Origin of the sequence: Pseudomonas sp. W2Aug9 (genome assembly GCF_023127755.1) — a bacterium.
Classification (GTDB): domain Bacteria; phylum Pseudomonadota; class Gammaproteobacteria; order Pseudomonadales; family Pseudomonadaceae; genus Aquipseudomonas; species Aquipseudomonas synxantha_A.
Map to the genome: position 1 here is coordinate 23,537 of NZ_SPKL01000007.1, position 25,062 is coordinate 48,598.

The following is a 25,062-nucleotide window of genomic DNA, read 5'->3' on the forward strand; positions in this document are numbered from 1 at the left end:
GTGGGAGGGGGCTTGCTCCCGATAGCAGAGTGTCAGTCAACAGATTCATGGACTGACCCATCGCTATCGGGAGCAAGCCCCCTCCCACATTTGGTTTTGTAGCGTGTCAGCTGTGGCGGTAGAACCGGTCCAGCAACGCCGGAAGCCCCGCCCGCCATGCCCTTGGCTTGATGCCAAAGGTATGCAGGATCTTCTTGCACGCCAGCACCGCGTGCTGCGGTTCATCCGCCGCATCCGGCCGAGCCGCGTGGGCCTGGGCAGTGGGGGATTCAATGGCCAGCGCGTGGAAGTTGCGCGCCTCGGTCAGGATCGCCTGGCCCAGGGCCAACGGCGTAGTCGCCTCATGCCCGGCGTAATGATAGGTGCCCCACAGCGGCGCCGCGCAATCAAGCTGCTTGAGCACCGAGATAATCACCCGTGCGGCATCGTCCACCGGCGTCGGGTTGCCACGACGGTCGTCGGCCATCAGTAGTTCATCAGGTTTTTCGGCCCGGGCCAGGAACCGTCCGAGCGTGCCGTCGACACTGTCATCGAGCAACCAGCCAAATCGCAGCAGCACATGTTGTGGGCAAGTGGCGCGCACGCTCTGTTCGATACGCCACAACGCCTGGCCGCGCAGGCCCAGGGGCACCGGCTCGTCTTTTTCGCTGTAGGCGGTGGCGCGCGAGCCATCGAACACCCGGTAGCTGGACGGTTGCAGCAGCGTGATGCTGTGGTGCTGGCACAATTCAGCCAGGCGTTCGATGGCGAACTCCTGGGCGGCCAGACGGGTTTCGCTCACGGTTTCGGCCTGGAACCAGTCGAAATAGTAGGCGAGGTTGATCAATGCATCGGGACGGGTGTCGTCGAGCAATTGGGTAAGGCTCGCGGCATCCCAGCCGTCTTGGGGCGGTTTGGGGGCGAGGAAACCGATGTCTTCCTCTGCACCGAGGCGAATCAGCGCCTGCCCGAGGGCATTCCCGCCGCCCAGTAACATAAGGCGCATTCGCATAGATTGAGCAGGCCCGGTCTGTTTGGAACGATGGTTATTATCGACAGGCGTGTGCGCCTTGCCGTAGGTAGTTGCCAGAATCGTTGCATTTTGCGGGTTTGTAGCGCAACCGTCACGGATAAAGTACGTGTTTGCAACTTGTTGGAGCAGGTGGCATCAATCACTTCATGAACCTTCCCGAATCAACGGCCAGCGCACTGGATGGTTTTCACCCCGCCGTCAGTGCCTGGTTTTGCAGGACCTTCCCCTCGGTGACCGGCGCCCAGGCCCAGGCGTGGCCGCTGATCCGCCAGCGGCGGTCAACGCTGATCGCCGCGCCCACCGGCTCGGGCAAGACCTTGACGGCCTTTTTGGCGGTACTCGACGATTTGGTCCACCAAGGCCTGGCCAACGGCGGGCAACTGCCGGACGAGACCCTGGTGGTGTATGTGTCACCGCTCAAGGCGCTGTCCAACGACATCCAGATCAACCTGCAAAACCCGCTGGCCGGCATTACCGAGCAGCTTCAAAGCCTGGGCCTGCCGCCGCTGGTGATCCGCACCGCCGTGCGCACCGGCGACACCCCGCAAAAAGACCGCGCACAGATGCGCAAGCGCGCGCCGCATATCCTGGTGACCACGCCCGAATCTCTGTATGTGCTGCTGGGTTCGGATTCCGGCCGACACATGCTCGCCAGCACGCGTACGGTGATCGTCGATGAGATCCATGCCATCGCCGCCGGCAAGCGCGGCAGCCACCTGGCCTTGAGCCTGGAGCGCCTGCAAGCGCTGTGCGCCGAGCCATTGACCCGTATCGGCCTGTCAGCCACGCAAAAACCCATCGAAGCGGTCTCGCGGTTTTTAGTCGGCACCGACCGTGAGTGTGCCATCGTCGACATCGGCCATGCGCGCCCACGGGACCTGGATATCGAAGTGCCGCCAGTGCCGCTCTCGGCGGTGATGGCCAACGATGTGTGGGCCCTGGTCTACGACCGCCTCGCGCAATTGGCCCGCGAACACCGCACCACGCTGATTTTCGTCAACACCCGGCGCCTGGCCGAACGCCTGGCCCGGCATCTGAGCGAGCGGCTGGGCAAGACCGCTGTGGCCGCCCACCATGGCAGCCTGGCCAAGGAACTGCGCCTGGACGCCGAGCAACGGCTCAAGGCCGGCGAACTGCAAGTGCTGATCGCCACCGCGTCCCTGGAGCTGGGCATCGATATTGGCGAGGTGGATCTGGTCTGCCAGATCGGCTCACCCGGCTCGATCAATGGCTTTTTGCAACGCGTCGGCCGCTCCGGGCACCAGGTCGGCGGTACGCCCAAAGGGCGCTTGTTTGCCACCACCCGTGACGACTTGATCGAATGCGCCGCGTTGCTCGACTGCGTACGCCGTGGCGAGCTGGATACCTTGCATATTCCAGTGGCGCCGCTGGACGTGCTGGCCCAGCAGATCATTGCCGAAGTCAGCGCCCGTGAATGGCCGGAACAGGCGCTGCTGGCGCTTGTCCGCCGCGCTGCGCCCTACGCCGAGCTGGATGAGCGCCACTACCAGGCCCTGTTGCAGATGCTCAGCGAGGGCTACAACGGCCGCCAGGGTATCCGCAGCGCCTACCTGCACCGTGACGCCGTGACCCACACCCTGCGCGGCCGCCGCGGTGCCAGGCTCACCGCCGTCACCAGCGGTGGCACCATCCCGGACAACGCCGACTACAGCGTGTTGCTGGAGCCTCAGAGCCTGAACATCGGCAGCGTCAACGAAGACTTCGCGGTGGAAAGCATCGCCGGCGACATCTTCCAACTCGGCAATACCTCTTACCGCATCCTGCGGGTCGAAGCGGGCAAGGTGCGTGTCGAGGATGCCCATGGCCAACCGCCGACCATCCCGTTCTGGCTGGGCGAAGCACCCGGGCGCAGCAACGAGTTGTCGGTGGCCGTGGCGCGCTTGCAAGGGCAAATCGACAGCTTGCTGGGTGCCACGCCCGGCGACCTGCAACCGGCCCTCGACTGGCTAACCGGCACCCTGGGCCTGCATCGCGCCAGCGCCGAACAACTGCTGGATTACCTGGCCCGGTCGCGCCAGGCCCTGAGCGCCCTGCCCTCCCGGGACACGTTGATCATGGAGCGGTTTTTCGACGCGTCCGGCGGCACCCAGTTGATCATCCACACGCCGTTTGGCAGCCGCATCAACCGCGCCTGGGGCCTGGCGTTGCGCAAGCGTTTCTGCCGCACCTTCAACTTCGAGCTGCAAGCGGCGGCCAGCGAAAACGCCATCGTGCTGTCGCTGTCCACCAGCCACAGTTTTGCCTTGGATGAGGTGTGGCGTTACCTTAACAGCAACAGTGCTGAACACCTCCTGATCCAGGCCGTGCTGGATGCGCCGCTGTTCGGCGTGCGCTGGCGCTGGAATGCCGGCGTGGCCCTGGCGTTGCCGCGCTACACCGGTGGGCGCAAGGTGGCGCCGCAGATCCAGCGCATGAAGAGCGAAGACCTGATCGCCAGCGTCTTTCCGGACCAGATCGCCTGCCTGGAAAACCTCGCCGGCGAGCGCGAAATCCCCCATCACCCACTGGTGGAACAAACCCTCGACGATTGCTTGCATGAAGCCATGGACAGTGAAGCCTGGCTGGCACTGCTGCGGCGCATGGAACGCGGGGAAGTCCGATTGATCAGCCGCGACCTGCCCGCCCCTTCGCCCATGGCTGCGGAAATTCTCAGCGCCAAGCCCTACACCTTTCTCGACGACGCCCCGCTGGAAGAGCGCCGCACCCAGGCCGTGCTCAACCGACGCTGGAGCGACCCGCAGAGCACCGACGACCTGGGCGCACTGGATGCCGAGGCCATCGCCGGCGTTCGCGAAGAAGCCTGGCCCGCGCCCAACGGCGTGGATGAAATGCATGAAGCGCTGATGAGCCTGGCGTGCATCGCAGCCCCTGAAGTTGCGCCGCAATGGGCCGCATGGCTGCACGCCTTGGCCAAGGCCGGGCGAGCCTGTCAGTTGCACAACGGCATGTGGGTCGCCGTGGAGCGCTTGAGTTGCTTGCAAGCGCTCTACCCTAACGATTTGCCACTGCTGCCCGGGTTCGACGAGCCCTGGGAATTTGACGAAGCGCTGTTAGAAGTACTGCGTGCGCGCCTCAGTGGTTTTGGCCCGTTGAACCTGGTCGAAATCGCTGCCCCCCTGGCGCTGCCCGTGGCGGCAATCACTCAGGCCCTGTCGCGCCTGGAGCAGGAAGGCTACGTGCTGCGCGGGCACTTCAGCCCCGGTGCCACGCAGGAACAATGGTGCGAACGTCACTTGCTGGCGCGCATTCATCGCTACACGGTCAAGCGCCTGCGCCGGGAAATCGAGCCGGTGGCGTTGCAGGATTTCATGCGTTTTCTGTTCGATTGGCAGCACCTGTCCGACAGCACCCGTGGCCAGGGCAGCGCCGTATTGCCGCAGATAGTCAGCCAACTCGAGGGCTACGCCGCCGCCACGTCGGCCTGGGACACTGACCTGCTCAGCGCGCGCATCAAGGATTATTCATCGACCTGGCTCGATGACCTGTGCCGCAGCGGCAAGCTGGTATGGACGCGCTTAAGCAACAAGGCCGGCGCCATGGCGTTGCGCAGCACCCCGGTGGTTTTGCTCCCCCGTAGCCAGGTAGCGTTGTGGAGCGGGCTGACCGAGCCCACCGACAGCACCACGCTGTCGCCCAAGGCGCAGAAAGTCCACTCGGCCCTGCGCGAACACGGCGCCTTGTTTTTTGATGAACTGGTGCACGAGGCCCACCTGCTGCGCAGCGAGCTGGAGACAGCCTTGCAGGAACTGGTAGGCGCCGGCCTGGTGAATGCCGACAGCTTCGCCGGGCTGCGCGCCCTAACCACGCCTGCCAGCAAACGCCAGGCTCGCAGCAGTCGACGTGGGCGCGGGGCGTTTGTCGGCGGCATGGATGATGCCGGTCGCTGGGCCTTGGTCCGCCGTTCAGCCAGCGCTGCTGGCCCACATTCGACCGAGACCCTGGAGCATGTGGCGATGACCCTGCTGCGCCGTTACGGCGTGGTGTTCTGGCGCTTGCTGGAGCGCGAGGCGGATTGGTTACCGAGTTGGCGTGAATTGCTGCGCACCTTCCATCGGCTGGAGGCACGCGGGGAGATTCGTGGCGGGCGGTTTGTCAGTGGGTTGGCGGGCGAACAGTTTGCGTTGCCGGAGGCGATACCCTTGCTGCGCGAGGTGCGGCGGCGGGCACATGACGGGAGCTTGATCGCGGTGTGCGGGGCGGATCCATTGAACCTTGTGGGCACGCTGCTACCGGGGGCCAAAGTGCCGGCGGTGAGCGGTAATCGGATTGTATATCGCGATGGGCTGCCGGCGGCGGTGATGGTCGCCGGCAAGCAGCAGGTGTTGCTGGAGATGGATCAGCAGGCAGTGCAGGAGAAGTTGATCAGGCGCTGACCTTTAGGCCCTCATCGGGAGCAAGCCCCCTCCCACATTTTGATGTGTGAACACATTCAAATGTGGGAGGGGGCTTGCTCCCGATGGGGCCGGAACAGCCACTCTCATCATTGCGGCCTGGCTTGCTCGGCCTCTGGCTCATCCTCCTGCGCCACACGCTTGGGCAACAACACCTGCTGTGGATAAGTCTGCGCAAAATGCACCTCGTCACAGTTATCCACAAGCTTTTTCAAGCGCTGATTGAACGCTCGACTCACCGCATATTGCCCACCCGATACCGTGCGGAATTGCGCCGTGAGCACCACGCCATTGAGGTCCATCTTGTCCACGCCGAACACTTCCAGTGGCCCTTGCAGGTTGTACTTGAGGAACACGTCGTCACGAATCGACTGGCCTGCTTCACGGATCAGCTCCACGGCCTTGTCCACGTCGGTGTCGTAGGTGAACTGCACCGAGAAGAACGCATAGGCGAATTGGCGCGACTGGTTGGTGACCGCCTTGATCTGCCCGAACGGTACCGAATGCACAAAGCCCTTGCCGTCGCGCAGGCGAAGGGTGCGGATGGTCAAGCCCTCGACGGTACCGGCGTGGCCGGAATCGAGCACCACCCAGTCGCCGATGGAGAGCGTGTCTTCGATGATGATAAACAGGCCGGTGATCACGTCCTGCACCAACTGCTGGGAGCCAAAACCAATCGCCAGGCCGACCACCCCCGCACCCGCGAGTAACGGCGCGACGTTGATACCCAGATTGGCCATGGTGGTGATCGCACAGATAACCACCAGAATGATTTTCACCGCATTACGCAGCAGCGGCAGGATGGTTTTGACCCGCGTACTGGGCTGGCGGCTGGAACGTTTGTTCACCGGGGGCTTGAGCGCTTCCTGAATCGCCGTATCGAGCACCACCCAGAACAGCCACGTCATCAGCAGGATCAGGCCGATACTGCTGAGCGAATCGCTGATCGCCCGGCCCACTGAGTTGCGTTGGGCGAACTCGAACAGCGACACGCCCCAGATACGCCCCAGTATCTCGATAAAAGCGATGGCCATCACAATGCGCAATATCGCGTGCAACAGGCTGAGAAAGCGCTCCTTGTAGGCACTGCTGCGCTGTATCGCCACTTGGCTGCGCGACTTGAACAAGTGTTGCAGCACCGTGCTGAGAAATACCGTGCCGATCAGCAGGATGGTGGTCAACAAGGCGCAGCGCAGGGCCTTTTGATTATCGTCGCCGGCACCGATCAAGTTGATCGCCGAGACCAGTACCATCAACAGGATCGGCCAATACCACAGCCCGGAAAATACCCGCAGCGATTGCTGCAACGCCGGATGCTTAAGGCGCTGCGCCAACGGCCGGTTACGAATCAAATGCGCCACCGGGCGACGCAGGCGAACCACCAGCACACCGAAGATCACTGTCGCGAACAGCCCGGTAAACACCGCAACGCTGCTGGTGATGTTGCCGCCCAGCTGCCGGGCGATCTGCGGGCTGGTGAGCGCGTCGCTGAGAGCGGCAAGGAAGCCGATCAGGAACAGCGGTTTGGGGCAATAGTCGCGAATGATCTGCACCGCCGGGCGCTTGTGACCGACATTGAACATGACGATCACGCACAGCAGCATGGAGGTGGAAAAGATGCCGCTACTGGTGGCGTAGGCAAAACACAGCGCCAGTGCCCGTCCTACGGAAGAGGCGAGAAAATGGCTGACATACAGCGTCAATGGCAGGCAGATAACCGCAGGGATGGTGTAAGGCACCACATACCCCAGCACGCCCAGCAAGCGTGCCCGCCGGCGAAAAAAGGCGCGCAGGCTCAAGCGCCGCACGATAAAGCGCCCCAGTAACGTCAGCAGCGCAAAAGCACCCACCCAAACGGCGGATAACAGCAGGAAATCCCCTGCCACACTCCACGGCGAGCGTGCGGCGGTCTGGTCGACCAGCCGCCCGACTTCATTCGCGGCCCGGTCGGCCCGCAGGCGCCACTCGTCGATAAAGTTCTGGTTCAGATCGAGCTTCTGTTGCACATCATCAATGCTGGAACTGATGGCCCCGAGCAGGCCGCCCTCCACCAGCAACTCGGGCTTGGCCGCCGCGTCGGACTCAGGCGCGGTGGCAGCAGCTTGCAATGCGCCGCTGCCGCAGAACAGCAGCGCCCCTAGCAGTAATGCAGTCTTTAAATTCAGCAAAACAGCGGGCTCCTTCAGAAGGGTCTGTAAGGAACTGACGGGTTTGAGCCTTGATCGTTCCCTGTGTTTGCGGGCATGTGATTCAAATTGCGGGAGGGGGCTTGCTCCCGATAGCAGGCTGTCAGTCAACAACTTCATGACTGATGCACCGCTATCGGGGGCAAGTCCCCTCCCACATTTCGCACCCCGTACCGTCTGTAGGAACGTGGAAACTTTCAGCCAAATATCGCAGTCATCCCATAACGCACCCCACCTCCACAGGAGCAACCATGGCGGCGATTCATATCGGCATTTCCGGCTGGCGCTACACGCCCTGGCGCGGGGACTTCTACCCCGACGGGCTGACCCAGAAACGCGAGTTGCAGTTTGCGTCACGCGCCGTGAGCAGCATTGAAATCAACGGTTCTTTCTATGCGCTGCAAACCCCCAAGCGCTATGCGCAGTGGTACGCCGATACGCCTGAGGGATTCATGTTCAGCGTCAAGGCGCCACGCTATGTCACGCATATCCTGCGCTTGCGCGAGGTGCACAAGCCCGTGGCCAATTTCTTCGCCTCCGGGGTGCTGGAGCTCAAAGAAAAACTCGGTCCAATCCTTTGGCAGTTCCCGCCCAGCTTCAAATTCGACGCCGCACTGTTCGAAGCCTTCCTGGCCGATTTACCCACCAACACCCAACAGGCCGCCGCCCTCGCCCGCCAGCACGAGCCGCGCCTGAACGGCAAGGCAAGCATGAAAGCCTATGGCAAAAAACCCTTGCGCCATGCCGTGGAAATTCGCCACATGAGCTTTGCGGTACCGGAGTTTGTGCAGCTGCTGGACAAGTACGGTGTTGCCCTCGTAGTGGCTGACACCGCCGGCAAGTGGCCCTATATCGAAGACGTCACCGCCAACTTCATGTACCTGCGATTACACGGCGACAAGCAGCTCTACGCCAGTGGCTATACCAGTGAGGCGCTCAAACGCTGGGGTGACCGTATCGAGCGCTGGGCGCACGGCAAACAACCGGCGGATGCGCACCTTGTCGCCCCGCAACGCAAACCCCGCGTGCGCAAACAGCGTGACGTGTTCTGCTTTTTCGACAATGACATCAAGGTGCGCGCGCCTTTCGATGCGCGCCAGTTGTTACAGCGCTTCGGGCTGGACAAGCACCTGCTCACGGCACCCGGGCAGTTGCCGGAACCGGGAGTGTTGCCATGACTCACCCCGAGCTGATCCCCGTGCCCCCCACCACCGCCATCACGCGTTTTACCGTGCTAACGGTGAATATCCATAAAGGCTTCACCGCCCTGAATCGACGCTTCATCCTGCCCGAACTGCGCGAAGCGGTGCGCAGCGTCGGTGCCGATATGGTGTTCCTGCAAGAGATCCACGGCACCCACGAGCGCCATCCCCAGCGCTATAGCGACTGGCCGAAGATGCCGCAGTACGAATTTCTCGCCGACAGCATCTGGCCGCAGTTTGCCTATGGTCGCAATGCGGTCTACCCCCATGGCGACCATGGCAACGCGCTGCTGTCAAAATTCCAGATCATTCGTTACGACAACCTCGACATCTCCCAAAGCGGCCATGAGAACCGCGGCCTGCTGCATTGCGTACTGCGCCTGCCGGGCGGCGAACGCGAGGTGCATGCCATCTGCATCCACCTGGGCTTGCGCGAGGTACATCGCCAACAGCAACTGCGCTTGCTTGAGCAGCGTATTGGCCAGATCCCGGCGGATGCGCCCCTGGTGGTCGCCGGCGATTTCAATGACTGGCGGCAAAAGGCCGACCTGAGTCAAAGCGGCCTGCAGGAGGTGTTCATCCACGCCCACGGCAAGCCTGCGCGTACGTTCCCGGCACGCCTGCCGTTACTGCCGCTGGATCGCATCTATGTGCGCAACCTGACCATCCACAACCCGCGCGTGCTCACCACGCGGCCGTGGTCGCACCTGTCAGACCATGTGCCCCTGTCGGTGGAGATTGAGTTATGAGCATTGCGGTAGAACATATCGCCACCGACCAGCCGCCGGATGACAGCAAGGCCCGCGACCTGGACTACGGCTGGCAGAGCGGCAATCGTGTGCAATTGCTGGAAAATGGCGAGGCCTATTTTCCCGCGGTGTTCGAGGCCATGCGCGACGCCCAGCGGGAAATCCTGCTGGAGACCTTCATCCTCTTTGAAGACAAGGTCGGTCATGAGCTGCAAGGCATTCTCATCGAAGCGGCGCAACGCGGGGTCAAGGTAGTGGTCAGCCTTGACGGTTTCGGCTGCGGCGAACTGAGCCCGGCCTTTCTGCGCGCACTGGCTGAAGCCGGCGTGATCGTGCAGATGTTTGACCCGGCATCCAAAACCCTCGGCATTCGCACCAACTGGTTTCGTCGCCTGCACCGCAAGATCGTGGTGGTGGACGCTAGCGTGGCGTTTATCGGCGGGATCAATTTTTCCGCTGATCACCTGGGGGACTTCGGCCCCGAAGCCAAGCAGGATTACGCGGTACAGATCATCGGCCCGGCAGTGGCCGACTTGCACCATTTCGCCCTCGCCCAAAGTGGCCGCCAGGTGCGCGCCCGTAGAGGTTGGCGCCGACGCCAGCAACGGCCTTCGCCATGGGCAGACGAGCACGGCGACGGGCTGGTGCGCCTGATTTATCGCGACAATATCCAGCATCGCGACGACATCGAAGAAGCCTATATCCACGCTTTGAGCCAGGCCCGGCAGCGGGTGGTAATTGCCAATGCCTATTTCTTCCCCGGCTATCGCTTGCTGCGCGAGATTCGTAACGCAGCGCGCCGTGGCGTGCAGGTGCAGTTGATCATGCAAGGCCAGCCCGACGTGCTGCTGGCCAAGCTGGCGGCGCGCATGCTCTACGACTATCTGCTCAAGGATGGCGTGGTGATTCACGAGTACTGCCAACGCCCGTTGCACGGCAAAGTGGCGCTGGTGGACGACGAATGGAGCACCGTGGGCTCAAGTAACCTCGACCCGCTGAGCCTGGCGCTGAACCTGGAAGCCAACGTGCTGATTCGTGACCGCGCCTTCAACCAGCAGCTGTACCAGAGCCTGGAAGCCCTGGCACGAGACCATTGCCAGACCATGCCGGCCAAGCGCAAGCCGCGCCTGTGGTTGTGGCGCCTGACCGTGGGGTTTCTGGTGTTCCATGTCATGCGCCACTTTCCCGCGCTGGCGAGTTGGTTGCCGGCACACAAGCCGCGTTTGAAACCCATTGAGAGTCCGGCCCATGACGTCTGAGAAAAACGGCTCACGGTTCCAGCGCTGGAAGAAGCCCCTGACCATTGCGTTCTTCCTGCTGCTGATCGTGCTCTTCACCCTGCTTGCCCGGCGCATCGACTGGAGCGAAGTGCTGCAGACGTTGAGCGACTTCAAAGTCAGCACATTGCTGATCGCCGGCGCGCTGACGCTGTGCAGTTTTATCGTGTACGCCTGCTTCGATCTGATCGGCCGGACCTACATTCGCCAGCCCCTGCGCTGGAAGCAGATCCTGCCGGTGGGCATTATCAGTTATGCGTTCAACCTCAATCTGAGCGCCTGGGTCGGCGGCATCGCCATGCGTTACCGGCTGTATTCGCGATTGGGGGTAAGCACCAGCAATATCGCCAAGATCCTCGGCCTGAGCCTGGCCACCAATTGGTTCGGCTATATGGCCTTGGCCGGGGTAGTGTTCAGCAGCGGGCTGGTCACCTTGCCACCGGGTTGGAAGCTCAGCACCGGCGCTCTGCAAGGTGTGGGCGTGTTGCTGGTGATCGCGAGCCTGGGTTACCTGGCGGCGTGCCGGTTTTCGAAAAAACGTGCGTGGTCGATCCGCGGCATCGAGATCAATTTGCCGTCGCTGCGCATGGCCTGCCTGCAACTGGCCCTGGGCGCCTTGAACTGGTCACTCATGGCAGCGGTTATTTTTACCTTGCTGCCCGCCAAACTCGATTACCCGCTGGTATTGGGCGTGTTGCTGATCAGCGCGATTGCCGGTGTGGTCACCCATATACCCGCCGGGCTTGGGGTGTTGGAGGCAGTGTTTATCGGGTTGTTACAGCATGAGGCGTCGCGCGGGAGTCTGCTGGCCGGGTTGATCGCGTATCGGGCAATCTACTTTATTTGCCCATTGCTGATTGCGTTGGTGATGTACCTGGGGGTGGAGGCCAAGGCCAAGGCGTTGCGGGTGAAGAAGACACCCGCTTAACGTCTATCGGGATTGGATAATGCTCAACCGCTCCCCCACTACCATTTCGGTAATCCAGTCCACCAGGATCGAGGTATAGGCCTGTTGCGACACCGGGTCGCTCAAGGCATGGTCCGCGCCGTCGATGATGCGGTGGGTCAGGGAGTGAGTCTGCTGGCACGCCGCGCGATAACTCATGATGGTGGCATGGGGCACATGGTCGTCGGTTTCCGATTCCACAATCAGCACATCACCGGTAAATTGCGCGCAGGCGTGCAGGGCACGGTTGGTTTCGGCACGTACCAACGTGCCGCGGTAATCCATCAGGTCGGCTTTATCCAGCTCACGCTTGGGCTTGAGCCATTCCTGGTCGCGGTACAGCGCGGGCACCCGCAGCGCCAGCCAACGCACGGGGCGCAACGAAGTGAGAATTGCCGCCAGGTATCCGCCATAGCTGGTGCCCACCACCGCCACTGCCGAGGTGTCGATGGCCGGGTGGGACAGCAGCCGGTCGTAGGCGGCCAGCAGGTCGCGCAGATTGTCTTCGCGGGTGACGCGCGATAAGGGAATGCCGGTGCCGGCGTGCCCCCGCAGGTCGAAGGTCAGGCATACACAACCCAGCCCCGCGATGCCTTTGGCGCGTTCCAGGTCGCGCTCCTGGCTGCCGCCCCAACCGTGCACAAACAATACGCCGGGCACTTTGGACTTGGGGCTGAGGAATGTCCCACTCATCTGTTCGTCATCTACATCGATACTGATGCTCTCGCTTCTAGCCGTCATAAGATTGAACCGTCACATACTTGAGAAGAAAGTCGCTGTTTTCGGCCGGGCCTCGGTACACCTCAATGGCATCCGCCGGCAGCGCTTGATCCACGTAGGTTTCCACCGAGGACACGCGGATGGCCTTGAGGCTCGGGTTGTTGATGAAACTCTGCAGCGCCGCGACTTCCGCGCTGCTGGCCCCGCCCATGCGCCAGGACTGTTCGAGCACGCCGCTACGGCGCTGGCCGTTACTGTCCAGGCCCTGGGCGATGTCGTAATTGCGCCGCGAGGCGTAGAACCCCGGGTAGGCTTCGTCGGCAGCATTATCGAAAACCCGGGCTTGCTCGATGGCTTGCCGCACATCGTCAGGCAGGGCCAATTGCAGCAAGTCTTCATAGTAGCCGGGCACGACCAGCAGGTTGGATCCGCCGTAGACCTCCTCGCCCTGCCCGTCCTGGGTCAGGTATTGCTCGCCGCAATAGCTGAATACGTGCTCACCGATAAAGCTCTGGCCCACGCTGTGGGTAACCACGTCGTGCAGGTCTTGTTCCAGCACCACGCCGGCGCTGAACAACTTTGCGGCGTCAGAACGCGCCACTATCGCGTCGAACTCATCGAGACTGTGGATAACTTCCTGGCCCCGTCCAGCACAGGCGTGCACCGGTTTCATACGGATCGGGCCACTATAGAGCAAGCGCGCGGCGGCGGGCTTGGCGTCTTCCAGGGCGAACACACTCAAGCCATCCAACACAACGTCGCGTACGCGCTCGCAGAAGATCGGCGACCAACCTTCAGGTGCCTTTGCTTCAGGGCTCAACAGGCCGTGGCTGATCGCTTTGGTACAAATGAAATCGTGATCGACATAGCCCCCCCACAAATCTTCCGGCCCTCTGACGTCAAGCTTCAACGCCAGGGCGGGACCGACCAGAGTTTGCGTGGGTAGCAGGTACAGCTCGCGAGCGGCGTGCATCTGGGGGTCGTAACTGCCACCAAACTTGAGCCCCAATATCTGCGCCAGCCAGCGGGCCAATGCGCGGTTGGTTTCAACCTCATGCAATGGCGCACCTTCGCGCGTCGAGTGTGCGACCACCAATTTGTTGCGATTTGTCGGGGTCATGCGTCCCCCTTGGCTATCCCGCCATGTGTGTGGTGGGAAAGTTGCAGGGATCAGGCCAACGCGGCTTTGTGAGGGATGTTTATCAAATCAATGAGTTGCACTAAAAGCGATGGCAGTTAGCCTGCTCTATTCTGCACGACGATGCCCCAACCCCCCTGCGTTCTGCACGATTCAAACGCCAAACCGGGTGCGGTAGTCGCTGGGGGTCAAGCCAGTAATCTTCTTGAAGAGTGCACGAAAAGCGCTGGGGTCCTGATAACCCACGGTCCAGGCGATGTGGTCGATCGTGCCGTTGGTGAACTCCAGCATCTGCCGCGCCTTGCCGACCCGCAGATGCTGGCAGTACTCGGTGGGTTTAAGCCCCGTCGCACTGCGAAAACGGCGCAAAAACGTGCGCTCTTCCAGGTTTGCCGCCTGCGCCATCGCCGCCACCGAAACATCCACTGCGCCACTGGCTTGCAGCCAATGCTGGACCTTCAGGATCGCACTGTCGCCATGCCTGAGGATCGGCGCAAAGTTGCTGCCGCACTGGCGGGCACTGTCGCTGTGTTCGATCACCAGAAAACGCGCAGTGTCGGCGGCGACACTGGGCCCCATCAGCCGGTCAACCAGGCGCAGGCCCAGTTCGGACCAAGCCATCAGCCCGGCGGTGGTGATCAGGTCGCCGTCATCGACGATGGGTTTATCCGCTTCCAGGCGCACTGCCGGGTAACGGGCCGCGAAGGATTCCGAGGACGACCAGTGAGCGGTGGCGCTGCGCCCATCCAACAGACCGCTACGCGCCAACATGATCGAGCCGATGCACACACCGCCAAGCACCGTGCCGGCAGCATGCTGCTGGCGGATCCACTCCAGCAGTACGGGCGGCGCCTGGTCTTCGGTGAACTCGCCAATCGACGGCGGTACCAGCAGAGCCATCATCGATTGGGCCGGCGCTGGGTGGCTGTCGAACACGCGCGCAGGCGTGCCGTGGGCGTCTACCTGCCAGTGGCTGACCCGCAGCAGCGGCAGTTGCGCAGATTGGTACTCGGCGGCGATGCGATTAGCGACCCCGAACAGGTCGGTCAGGCCATGCACGGCGGCCAGTTGCGCGCCCTGATAGATCAATACACCCAGTTCGAGCGTCGCGCGTTCCACTGCCATTGTCAGTTTTCCCCCTGTTATTGTCGGTGCGGCCAATTCTCAACCTCGGCGCCAGCTAAGATACTGGGCCCATCAACCCATCAGGAGGCAACATACATGGCCAAGCAAGCGCTCATCCTAATCGATATCCAGAACGACTACTTCCCTCAGGGCAAGTGGCCGCTTGACGGCGTAGAAGCCGCGGCGGACAAGGCGGCGCAGGTGCTACAGGCATTTCGACAGGCAGGCGATGCGGTGATTCACGTACGCCATGAGTTTGAAGGCGACGACGTGCCGTTCTTCACGCCCGGCTCCGACGGCGCCCGCTTGCACGACAAGGTGTTGAACGAGGGTGATGAACCGGTAGTGCTCAAGCATTTTGTGAATGCGTTTCGCCAAACCAACCTGCGCGAGTTGCTGGAGCAGCGCAGCATCACCGATCTGGTGGTGGTCGGCAGCATGAGTCATATGTGTGTGGACGCCGTGGTGCGGGCGGCGGCGGACCTGGGCTATAAGGTCACGGTGATCCATGACGCTTGTGCTACTCGCGATCAGGAATTCAACGGCCAGGTGATTCCAGCGGCGCAGGTGCATGGGGCGTACATGGCATCCTTGGCATTTGGCTATGCGGGCGTCATGTCGGCGCAGGAATACTTGCAGACGCAAACGGCGGCCGCGTGACCGCCACTTACGCAGATCACGTTAGCGTGTCGCGATGATGAACAGGCGCGGAAAGGGCAGCAACACAGTGCCATCGGCCAGGGCTGGATAAGCCAGGGCAATTCGCGCCTGATATTGCTGCAGGAAGGCGGCCTTTTCATCGTCGGTCAACGGCGCAAGAAAGGGCCGCAATGCCGACGCCTTGAACCACTCCACCACCGCCGCATGATCTGCCAACGGGTGCTGATAGGTGGTGCGCCACACATCCACCGTACTGCAGTGCTTGCTCAGCAACTCGTAGTAGTAACTCGCGGTGTGCCGCTCATTGTGTTTGACCGCGCCGATCTTCGCCGACCATGGGCCGTCGGCCGCCACTTCGCGGGCCAACCGGTGGGCGGGCTCGTCGAGATTGTCCGGGGTTTGCACCGCCAGCGTACCGCCAGGGTTCAGTTGTTTGACCAAGTGCGGGTATAGCGCGGCGTGGTCGGGCAGCCATTGCAGTGAGGCATTGGCCAGAATCACATCGAATTTTTGTGCTGGATTCCAGGCGCCGATATCTGCCAGTTCGAAGCTCAACGCCGGCAAGCGCTCGCGGGCGTCGGCCAGCATGTCGTCGGAGCTGTCCATGCCGGTGACTCGCGCTTGGGGAAAGCGCTCGGCCAGTACCGCTGTGGAGTTGCCCGGCCCGCAGCCCAAGTCGACGGCAGTGCGCACGTCGGTTTCGGGAATCGCCGCCACCAGGTCACGGACCGGGCGAGTGCGCTGTTGTTCGAACAGGGTGTACTGCTTGGCAGACCAGGTCATCGCTGCTTTCCTTCTTGTCAAAGAGGGCTACAGCCTAAATCTTGTGATCCTTGAGAACAAATGCCGCCAAGTGAGCACGCAACCGATCAAAACGCAGAGGGCTGAGGCTGCCATTGTTGCGCGGTGAGGGGGTTGTCCAGCTCCATCTGTATCAACTGGCCAACGGTTTGCCCGACCTTTTGCACGGCCATCTCGACCTTGCGGGTGGGTGGGTTGGCGAAGTTCAGCCGGATGCAATTACGGTATTTTCCCGCTGCCGAGAAAATATTGCCGTTGGCCACCTGCACATCCTGCGCTTCCAACAGTCGGTTGAGGGCGTAGGTATCGAACTCCCCGGGCAATTCGACCCACAGCGTAAAGCCGCCCTGAGGCTGGCTGACGCGGGTCCCCGCCGGAAAATAGCGCTTGACCCACTCACTCATCAGATCGCCGTTGCGCTTGTATTGCTTGCGCATACGCCGCAGGTGCAACTGGTAATTACCCTTGGCGATAAATTCGGCCACGGCCAATTGCGGTTGGGTGACGGTGGCGCCAGAGCCGATGAACTTCATATGCAGCACCTGGGGCAGGTAACGCCCCGGAGCGATCCAGCCGACGCGCAGGCCAGGGGCCACGGTCTTGGAAAACGAACTGCACAACACCACGCGGTTGTCTTCATCGAAGGACTTGAGCGAGCGTGGCCGCGGATAGCGATGCGACAGATCACCGTAGATATCGTCTTCGATGATGGGCACGTCAAAGCGTTGGGCCATGCGGATCAGCTTGAGCTTGCGCTCGTCGGGCATGATGTAGCCCATGGGGTTGTTACAGTTGGCGGTCAATTGGATGACCTTGATCGGCCACTGCTCCAGGGCCATCTCAAGGGCTTCCAGGTTGATGCCGGTCACGGGGTCGCTGGGGATCTCCAGCGCCTTGAGACCGGCCGCCTTGAGGATCTGCATCATCCCGTAATAGCTCGGCGAGGCGATCGCCACGATATCGCCGGGCGCGCAAATCGCACGGATTGCGGTAGACAGGGCTTCCTGACAGCCACTGGTGACAATCAGGTCGGCCGGGGTCAGGCGAACACCCGCATCGATGGACAGCCGGGCGATCTGTTCGCGCAAGGCCAATACACCCTGGATGTGGCTGTATTGCAGGCTGGTGTTGTCGCTGCGCCGGCTGATACGGGCCATGGCGGTCAGCAGCGGCTTGAGGGTCGGCACGCTGATGTCCGGCATACCGCACCCCAGTTGCACGATACCGGCGCCTTGATCGAGGCGTATCAGTTCCTGGACCATGTCCCACTGGGAAATGTCCACCGGCCGCAGGATGGGTCGGCCCATCTGTGGCAAAGGTGCCACGCGCCGGTCCGACGGCACGAAATAGCCCGACTTGGGACGCGATACCGCCAACCCCGAACATTCCAATACACGGTAGGCCTGTTGCACGGTCGTCAGGCTGACGCCGTGCTCATGGCTGAGGGTGCGTACAGATGGCAACCGCTCACCGGGCCCGTACAGGCCCTGCTCGATGCGGCTGCTGATGAATTCGGCGAGGTTCAGGTAAAGAGTCATAGGCCCGACTGTAGCTTCTGATCTGTCGCTTAAGAAGTTACAGATTGGCCTTTTTTTGAAAAATTTTCAGCATAAAACCCCAATCTGTATTCAAAAGATTGAGTTCTGCTGTATCTGCAATACACGTCGTCGCCTTGGGATGATAGGTCCCATAACAGTGCACGAGACCTTTGACAAGGTTGGTACAAAGTAGTCACAAAATAGTAAAGCAGCACTGTACGCACCAAATTTTCAGAAATGCCCTACAAAGCAAGCACCTGACAAACCAACCAGGTGTTTGAATCTGCCCAGCGAATACCAAATGGATCAAGCGCTATGACGACAAGGACGACGCTCACACCGCAGATGGCCGAGTACGAACAGAAATTCACCGATGCCGGTGAAGTTCGATGGCTGCCCTATTTGATGTACTTCCACCCCACTGACCATGCTTCCCCCGTGGTCAATACCGATTCATCCGGCTTTCGCTACTCCGAGTCATTGGGTACCCGCTATTCGGTGGTCGACGGTATCAAGGGTAATGGCCCGGTACGCCTGTTGGCGGGCAGCTCCACCGTGTTCGGCATTGGCGCCAGCGCCGACAGCTGGACCCTTGCTTCGCGCCTCACGAAGAACGATCCCCGTGGCCAGCGCTGGGTCAATTTCGGCGGCCGCAGCTTCAACTCTACCCAAGAGCTGGTGCTGTTCACCCTCAACCGGCACCACCTGCCCAAGGTGGATGAAATCGTGCTGTTCTCCGGTTTCAACAACCTTGGCCTGGCACGTCAGCCTCACGCCTATCGGGGCGAGCACGGCGCGTTTTTCAACTGCCATCAGTTTTTCGATGCCTTGACGCCACAGCAGCCGACCGCCAGCAACTGGAGCCTGTCGAATCTGTTCGGCAAGCCTCAGGAGCCCGAGCAACCCACGCCGCCGTCGATGCAGGAACAGATCGACTACGCCGCCAACCTGACCTTGCAGCACCTGGATATCTGGCGCGCCCTGGCCACCGACATGGGTGCGAAGCTGACGTTCATCCTGCAACCGCTCGCCGGCTGGGTCCGCGAGACCGGCAGCCATGAGGAAGAGCAACTGTTTGCCGAACTCGACCAACTCGGTAATTTCACCGAGGTGTATGGCGACATCCTGCAAACCTCGGTGCGCGAAGCCTACGCCCAGCGCTTGCGCGACGGGGCGCGGGCCATGGGGGTGGAGTTTGTCGACATCACGCCATTGCTGGCCGAGGCACTGGGCCCGCAAGACTGGCAGTTCGTCGACCGCATCCATTTCACCGATGCCGGCAACGACCTGGTTTCAAAACTTATTCTCGATGTCACCCGCTAAAAGGACTTGCACATGAAATCCATCAAGAAGTTTTTCCAGCGCCTGTTTGGAAAAAAGAAGAAGAAACCTGACTCCTCCATTTATCCGATGTTCTGACGCGGCACTGGAAGGTAATGGCTATGGATGGCTCGATTCCAACACGCATCCCCGCAGACGACAGGTGGCGCGAACTCTATCGTTTGGCGCTGGAGCCTGAATGTTTCCTGGATACGGAGTACCTCGACACCCTGCTGGGCAAAGACGTCGAGCCGGTGCAGTTGCCGCTGCTGTCACAGCGGATCGATGCATGGCAGTCGGAACAGGCGTCGGCATATGCCGGCGCCGCCACCGCCGCCGTCGAACAGCACAACGCCCGCGCTTTTGCCCAGGCATTGGCGGTTTATTCGGCACCGATGGCCTCGGTGCTCGGCTGCTGGCTGCAGGGCCTGAGCGCACCCGGGGTATTTGAAGACCCCGCGCAGCTGCGCCTGATGCAACTGTTTGCCCATGACATCGGCGTCGGCTACCCAAACGCCTCCCGCGGCCATCACTTCAACGCGTTGTTGGGCCAGCTACAGCTGACCACCTACGCCTTGGCCCCGGCGCAATTGGCGACCCTGCCGGACCTGCATGACGACGCGTTCGAACTGCCCGCGCTGTTGCTTGCCCTCAGCCGGCGCAGCGATGCCTACGGTGATGAACTCTGCGGTGTCGATTGGGCCTTGCGCGCCGTCGGGCTTTGCCCGGGCTGGGCAGCCATGGGCCAGCTTGAAGGGCTGGCGCTGGAACTCGGCCGGCTGGATCTGAGCGCGTCATTCCCCGGCCTGGAACCGGCTTCGTTGCGCCATATCAGCCAATGGGTCGCGCACCGCATCATCGAGCAGGGCGAAGAGCGCCAGGCCCGTCTGCTACGCGGCGCCAACTGGCTGTTCGGCGCACTGCAACGCTGGAATGCGCGGCTGTATAACGCCTCGCTGACGGCCACTTCGCCCCAACAGGCCATGGCGCATTTGATGCAGCGTCTGGCGCGGGTGGGCGCGGTGTATCACCAGAATTACCTGATTGAAGGGCGCAGCCTGGCGCTGTGGATCGAAGAAGCGCAGCGCGACCCGTTGCCCCTGCTGGATGTGCTGTCGCGCAGCCGTTTGATCGTGCCGGGCAACTCGAAAAAAAGCCTGCTGGTCACCAGCCTGGTGGCGCCGACCGGGCGCATGTTCCGCATCTTCAGCGAGGCAGACTTGAGCATAATTCGCCAGTGGATCGACTGGTTGCCCCAGGCTGGCGCCACGCCGCAACTGCCACGCCAGCCAGTCGACAGCGCCGCCACGGTGCCCCGCACTAACTCAGCCAGCCCTGCCGACACCGGGCACTGGCCCAAGAGCCTGCGCGAAGCCTATTTTGTCTTGCAGGGGCGTGCGCTGCAGCCGGCCACCCGCCAGTTTGCCCATGCCTATGTGAGCCGTTGGCTTGAGCGTTCGCGCCAGTCGCTGAAGACGTCCGAGCGCCAATTGCCCGACCAGTGGGGCCCCAATGTGCTGCGCGCCTGGTTGCTGGACAAGCATGACCAGAACGGCCAACAGTTCGATGACAGCGACCCGGCGCAAATGCCCAGCCGTGAAGAAATCATCGAGTCGACCCTGCAACTGGCGCCGCTGACGCTGATCGACGGTGCGTGGCTGCAAGGCTTTACCGACCTGGGGCTGGCGTCTTCCCACGTGGGCTACACCCTGTTCCAGACCTATTGGGATGAATTGGGCAACGGCATCGAGGCGCTCAATCATCCGAAAATTTATCGCGATGGCCTGCGTGACATGGATTTCGAACTGGCCCCCACCGGTAGCCGTGAATTCGCCGAAGACCCGCGCCTGGAGGAAGACTCCTTCCGCCTGCCCGTGTATTGGCTGTGCCTGGGCAAACTGCCGATGACGTTCATGCCCGAAGTGCTCGGCATGAACCTGGCGATGGAGCTGTCCGGCGTGGGCGGCAGCTATCGTTCGGCGCGGCGCTTTTTACGGCACTACGGGTTCAGCACGGCGTTCGTCGACCTGCACAACACCATTGATAACGTGTCCACCGGACATTCGGCCTGGGCTGCCGATGCGATCGATGCGTACATGCGTGCGTTGACCAGTGCCGAGCAGGTCGCCGCGCAATGGCAGCGCGTGCGCGTGGGCTATGAGTCCCTGGCGCCGATGCCAGGCAAATGGGCCTCGATGTTGCGTCGCTTGCGCCTCTCATCGGCCGACCATGTACTCCCGCGCCCAACCCGCACAGCGGCTTCAAAAGGCTATCTGCATCACTTGCCGATCACGCGGCAGGTATTGCTGCAAACCCACGAACAATAACGCCACGAGGAGCAATTATGTCTTTGGTAGAAGTGCATAACGAATGGGACCCCCTCGAGGAAATGATCGTGGGTATTGCCCATGGCGCACGCGTGCCGCGGCCGGACAAGGGCCTGTTCGCCCTCGACTACAGCGAGCACCACGACTCGCCCAATGAGATTCCGTCAGGGCCTTACCCCGAACAACTGGTTGAAGAAGCACAGGAAGACCTGGACGCCTTTGCCGCCTTCCTGGTCGGCCATGGGGTGACCGTGCGCCGGCCCAAAGAGACTTATCACGCGGCACTGTTCGGCACCGGCGACTGGAAGACCGACGGCGAATACAACTACTGCCCAAGGGACGTTCTGCTGCCGATCGGCAAAACCATCATTGAAGCGCCGATGGCCTTGCGCAGCCGTTACTTCGAACCTTTTGCCTACCGCGAACACCTGCAGGCGTACTTCGCCAGCGGCGCCAACTGGATTTCCGCGCCCAAGCCGGAACTGCCCGACAGTACCTACCGGGTCAACCCGCGCGAGGGCTCGATCATCGCCAACGATGAGCCGATTTTCGATGCCGCCAACGTGCTGCGCATGGGCCGCGACATTCTTTACCTGGTGTCGCGCAGCGGTAACCGCATGGGCTACGAGTGGCTCAAGCGCGTGCTCGGCGACCAATACCGCGTGCACGCCCTCAGCGGGTTCTACGACGGTACGCACCTGGACACCACCATCACCCTGGTGCGTCCAGGGCTGGTGGTGTTGAACCCCGAACGCATCGGCAAGGATCAGGTGCCCGAAGTGTTCAAGCACTGGGACATCATCTGGGCCCCCGACATGGTAGACACCGGTTACTGCTGGTCGTACCCGCGTGCCTCTATCTGGCAGGGCATGAACTTCATCATGGTCAACCCGTCGCTGGCGGTGATCAATGACCAGCAAGTGCCGCTGATTCGCGCACTGGAAAAACACGGCATCGATGTGGCACCGCTGAAGATGCGCCACGCGCGCAGTCTGAGCGGCGGTTTCCATTGTGTGTCCGTGGACATTCGTCGACAGGGCACGCTGGAAGATTACCGTTGAGCAGGGCATGACCATGCAGGCACTGGATTACTACTCGATCGTGCTGTTCGTGATTGCCACCTGTGTCACGCCAGGCCCGAACAACGTGATGTTGATGTCGTCCGGGGCCAATTTCGGCATCGGCCGTACCTTGCGCCATGTGGCCGGTATCAACATCGGCTTTCCGCTGATGCTGGTGGCGGTCGGGTTGGGGGCCGGGGCGGTGTTCCGCCAGTACCCGTGGTTGCATGACGGCTTGCAGGTGGTCGGCGCGTTGTACCTGTTGTTCCTGGCGTATCAGATTGCCAGTGCCCCCACCACCGATCTGGGTGACCAATCAGGCAAGCCTTTGGGGTTCACCGCTGCGGCGCTGTTCCAGTGGGTCAACCCGAAAGCCTGGGTGATGGCGGTGGGCGCAGTGCTGGCCTACACCTCGCCCTTGGGCTCGTACACGGTGCAGGTGTTTCTGATTGCGCTGTTGTTTTTTGTATTCGGTTCACCGTGTTCGATGGTCTGGGTGTTTTTCGGGCAGTACCTGCGGCGCTTCCTGACCCAGCCACAACGTTTGAAGGCGTTCAATATCACCATGAGCCTGGTGCTCGTGGTGTCCTTGATCCCGGTTCTACGAAGCCTGCCATTCGCGCAATGGTGGTCTTGATACGCAGAGAAGGTTGCCTACACGCCAGCAGTTCGATTGGCGCAGGCGACTCCATGGATTGGCGGAATGTGATGAGGATGCACAGTTAAATGGCTAATTATGTTTTAGGGATTTCTGCCTTCTACCACGATAGTGCTGCCGCCCTGGTCAAGGACGGCGTGCCCGTCGCTGCCGCCCAGGAAGAGCGCTTCACTCGCGTGCGCCATGACCCGGCGTTCCCGGCCCAGGCGATTGCCTATTGCCTGGACGCCGAGGGCATCAGCCTGGATGACCTGGAGGCGGTGGTTTATTACGAAGACCCCCAGGAAAAATTCTCCCGGGTGATTTCGTCGTTTGCCAGCGGCGGCATCGGCGGCGCACGTACGTTCATCAATGCGATGCCGGAATGGATTCGCTGGAAGTGGAACGTGCTCAAGTTCGTCGACGAGCAACTCGAAATCCTGGGCCGGGGCAAGGCGCCGCGCACCCAGGCTTCCCAGCATCACCGCTCCCACGCGGCGGCGGCGTTTTACCCGTCGCCGTTCAAGAACGCGGCGGTGTTGTGCATCGACGGCATCGGCGAATGGCATTCGACCACGATCTGGCACGGCCAGGGCACCAATCTTGAACTGAAAAACTCGATTTCCTACCCCCATTCGGTGGGTTTGCTGTATTCGGCCATGACCTACTATTGCGGGTTCAAGGTCGATTCAGGGGAATACAAGCTGATGGGCCTGGCGCCCTATGGCCAGCCGATCTACGCCGACAAGATTCGCGACGAGTTGATCAATATCCGCGAGGACGGCTCGTTCACCCTGAACATGAAGTACTTCGAGTACCTGCGCGGTGAGCGCATGGTCGGCGAAGCGTTTGAAGAGTTGTTCGGTGGGCCGATCCGTCAACCCGAAAGCCCGATCTCACAGCGCGAGTGCGACCTGGCCGCGTCGATTCAAAAAGTCACCGAGGAAGTGGTGCTTGGCCTGGCCACTGCCGCGGTCAAGCAGACCGGCGAGCGCAATCTGTGCCTGGCCGGTGGCGTAGCCTTGAACTGCGTGGCCAACGGCGTGCTCAGCCGCTCGGGGCGCTTTGATTCGATCTGGATCCAGCCGGCGGCCGGTGATGCCGGTTGCGCCCTGGGGGCGGCGTTGGACTTTGCCGTCAAGCACAGCGGTCGTCCGCACCTGGAAGGTGGCAAGTCTGATGCCATGAGCGGCAGCCTGCTGGGGCCGGGCTTTGGCGACGAAGAAATCGCCCGCTTCCTGCTGGAAAACCACTACCCCTTCACCCGCTATGACGACGCCGGGCTGTATGACCAGGTTGCCAGTCGCCTGGCCGAGGGCGCGGTGGTGGGCTGGTTCCAGGGGCGCATGGAGTTTGGCCCACGAGCCTTGGGCGCGCGTTCGATTCTCGGCGATGCACGCAACCCCGAGATGCAGCGCACCATGAACCTGAAGATCAAATACCGCGAGTCGTTCCGCCCGTTTGCCCCGGCCGTGCTGGCCGAGGACGCCGGCAACTATTTCGATATCTGCGAAAAAAGCCCTTACATGCTGATGGTCGCGCCGGTCACCGACTCGATCAAATCCCAGCAGTCGCGGCAAGAAGGCGGCCCGGAGCGCGGGCTGGGCAGTATCAACAATATTCGCTCGCAATTGCCGGCGGTGACCCACGTCGACCTGTCGGCACGGGTGCAAACGGTGACCGAGGAAAACAACGCACCGTTCACCTACCTGCTGCGCAGTTTCAAGGAACGCACGGGGTGCTCGGTGCTGGTCAATACCTCGTTCAACGTGCGCGGTGAGCCCATCGTGTGCAAACCCGAGGAAGCGTACGCCTGCTTCATGCGCACCGAAATGGACGTACTGGTTTTGGGCCGTTACGTGCTGGAACGCCCCGGCCAACCGGCCTTCGTCGAGGCTGTGGACTGGCGCAGCGAGATCCCGCTGGATTGATCCTTACCTTTAACTCAATG

The 25,062-nt window shown here is 61.7% G+C and carries 18 protein-coding genes; 11 read left to right on the top strand and 7 right to left on the bottom strand.

Annotation, left to right across the window (positions count from 1 at the left end):
• Positions 1-106 precede the first annotated feature (106 nt).
• The gene (locus E3O56_RS04245; RefSeq protein WP_032879234.1) at positions 107-991 is read right to left on the bottom strand and encodes a sugar nucleotide-binding protein; all 885 of its coding nucleotides are present in this window, start codon (positions 989-991) and stop codon (positions 107-109) included.
• Between the two features lie 167 nt (positions 992-1,158).
• Here E3O56_RS04245 and E3O56_RS04250 point away from each other — a divergent pair, with 167 nt between their 5' ends.
• Complete coding sequence (locus tag E3O56_RS04250; RefSeq protein ID WP_248127915.1) at positions 1,159-5,406, top strand: DEAD/DEAH box helicase; 4,248 nt, start codon at positions 1,159-1,161, stop codon at positions 5,404-5,406.
• A 107-nt stretch (positions 5,407-5,513) separates the two neighbouring features.
• On the opposite strand, the gene E3O56_RS04255 is transcribed toward E3O56_RS04250, so the two are convergent.
• Positions 5,514-7,592, bottom strand: a complete 2,079-nt coding sequence (locus tag E3O56_RS04255) for a mechanosensitive ion channel family protein (RefSeq protein ID WP_032879232.1) — start codon at positions 7,590-7,592, stop codon at positions 5,514-5,516.
• Positions 7,593-7,861: 269 nt separating this feature from the next.
• Here E3O56_RS04255 and E3O56_RS04260 point away from each other — a divergent pair, with 269 nt between their 5' ends.
• The 4 genes from E3O56_RS04260 to E3O56_RS04275 are packed head-to-tail and all read left to right on the top strand — an operon-like array spanning position 7,862 to position 11,766.
• A complete protein-coding gene (locus E3O56_RS04260; RefSeq protein WP_248127916.1) occupies positions 7,862-8,788 on the top strand; it encodes a DUF72 domain-containing protein in 927 nt (308 codons plus the stop codon).
• Positions 8,785-9,561, top strand: coding sequence for an endonuclease/exonuclease/phosphatase family protein (locus E3O56_RS04265; RefSeq protein WP_032879229.1), 777 nt, complete (start codon positions 8,785-8,787; stop codon positions 9,559-9,561). The genes E3O56_RS04260 and E3O56_RS04265 overlap by 4 nt, the downstream gene beginning before the upstream one ends.
• The gene (clsB, locus tag E3O56_RS04270; protein ID WP_148853982.1) at positions 9,558-10,820 is read left to right on the top strand and encodes a cardiolipin synthase ClsB; all 1,263 of its coding nucleotides are present in this window, start codon (positions 9,558-9,560) and stop codon (positions 10,818-10,820) included. Before E3O56_RS04265 ends, clsB begins: the two co-directional genes overlap by 4 nt.
• Positions 10,810-11,766 (top strand): lysylphosphatidylglycerol synthase domain-containing protein, encoded by a 957-nt coding sequence (locus E3O56_RS04275; RefSeq protein WP_005791882.1) that lies wholly within the window; start codon positions 10,810-10,812, stop codon positions 11,764-11,766. Before clsB ends, E3O56_RS04275 begins: the two co-directional genes overlap by 11 nt.
• A 3-nt stretch (positions 11,767-11,769) precedes the next feature.
• On the opposite strand, the gene E3O56_RS04280 is transcribed toward E3O56_RS04275, so the two are convergent.
• From E3O56_RS04280 to E3O56_RS04290, 3 genes are all read right to left on the bottom strand, one after another.
• Positions 11,770-12,525 (bottom strand): alpha/beta fold hydrolase, encoded by a 756-nt coding sequence (locus tag E3O56_RS04280; RefSeq protein WP_032879226.1) that lies wholly within the window; start codon positions 12,523-12,525, stop codon positions 11,770-11,772.
• Positions 12,515-13,624 carry a DUF3182 family protein gene (locus E3O56_RS04285; protein WP_248127917.1) on the bottom strand — a complete coding sequence of 370 codons (1,110 nt, stop codon included), beginning with the start codon at positions 13,622-13,624 and terminating at the stop codon, positions 12,515-12,517. Before E3O56_RS04285 ends, E3O56_RS04280 begins: the two co-directional genes overlap by 11 nt.
• Before the next feature lie 171 nt (positions 13,625-13,795).
• Positions 13,796-14,767, bottom strand: coding sequence for a GlxA family transcriptional regulator (locus E3O56_RS04290; protein WP_078822455.1), 972 nt, complete (start codon positions 14,765-14,767; stop codon positions 13,796-13,798).
• Positions 14,768-14,863: 96 nt separating this feature from the next.
• On the opposite strand from E3O56_RS04290, the gene E3O56_RS04295 reads away from it, so the two are divergent.
• Positions 14,864-15,427 (top strand): cysteine hydrolase family protein, encoded by a 564-nt coding sequence (locus E3O56_RS04295; RefSeq protein ID WP_248127918.1) that lies wholly within the window; start codon positions 14,864-14,866, stop codon positions 15,425-15,427.
• Positions 15,428-15,448: 21 nt separating this feature from the next.
• Here E3O56_RS04295 and tam read toward each other — a convergent pair whose 3' ends face one another.
• Both tam and E3O56_RS04305 read right to left on the bottom strand, forming a co-directional pair.
• Entirely contained in the window at positions 15,449-16,210 is a 762-nt protein-coding gene (tam, locus tag E3O56_RS04300; RefSeq protein WP_103735408.1) for a trans-aconitate 2-methyltransferase, read from the bottom strand.
• Between the two features lie 86 nt (positions 16,211-16,296).
• Positions 16,297-17,766: a PLP-dependent aminotransferase family protein gene (locus E3O56_RS04305; RefSeq protein WP_078822458.1), complete on the bottom strand. Its 1,470-nt coding sequence runs from the start codon at positions 17,764-17,766 to the stop codon at positions 16,297-16,299.
• A gap of 315 nt (positions 17,767-18,081) precedes the next feature.
• Here E3O56_RS04305 and E3O56_RS04310 point away from each other — a divergent pair, with 315 nt between their 5' ends.
• From E3O56_RS04310 to E3O56_RS04330, 5 genes are all read left to right on the top strand, one after another.
• Positions 18,082-19,089, top strand: coding sequence for an SGNH/GDSL hydrolase family protein (locus E3O56_RS04310; protein ID WP_005791889.1), 1,008 nt, complete (start codon positions 18,082-18,084; stop codon positions 19,087-19,089).
• A gap of 119 nt (positions 19,090-19,208) precedes the next feature.
• Positions 19,209-21,413 (top strand): iron-containing redox enzyme family protein, encoded by a 2,205-nt coding sequence (locus E3O56_RS04315; RefSeq protein ID WP_248127919.1) that lies wholly within the window; start codon positions 19,209-19,211, stop codon positions 21,411-21,413.
• Positions 21,414-21,430: 17 nt separating this feature from the next.
• Complete coding sequence (locus tag E3O56_RS04320; RefSeq protein ID WP_005791891.1) at positions 21,431-22,474, top strand: hypothetical protein; 1,044 nt, start codon at positions 21,431-21,433, stop codon at positions 22,472-22,474.
• Positions 22,475-22,487: 13 nt separating this feature from the next.
• Positions 22,488-23,111 (top strand): LysE family translocator, encoded by a 624-nt coding sequence (locus E3O56_RS04325; RefSeq protein WP_032881200.1) that lies wholly within the window; start codon positions 22,488-22,490, stop codon positions 23,109-23,111.
• Between the two features lie 89 nt (positions 23,112-23,200).
• A complete protein-coding gene (locus tag E3O56_RS04330; protein ID WP_005791895.1) occupies positions 23,201-25,042 on the top strand; it encodes a carbamoyltransferase in 1,842 nt (613 codons plus the stop codon).
• Positions 25,043-25,062 lie beyond the last annotated feature (20 nt).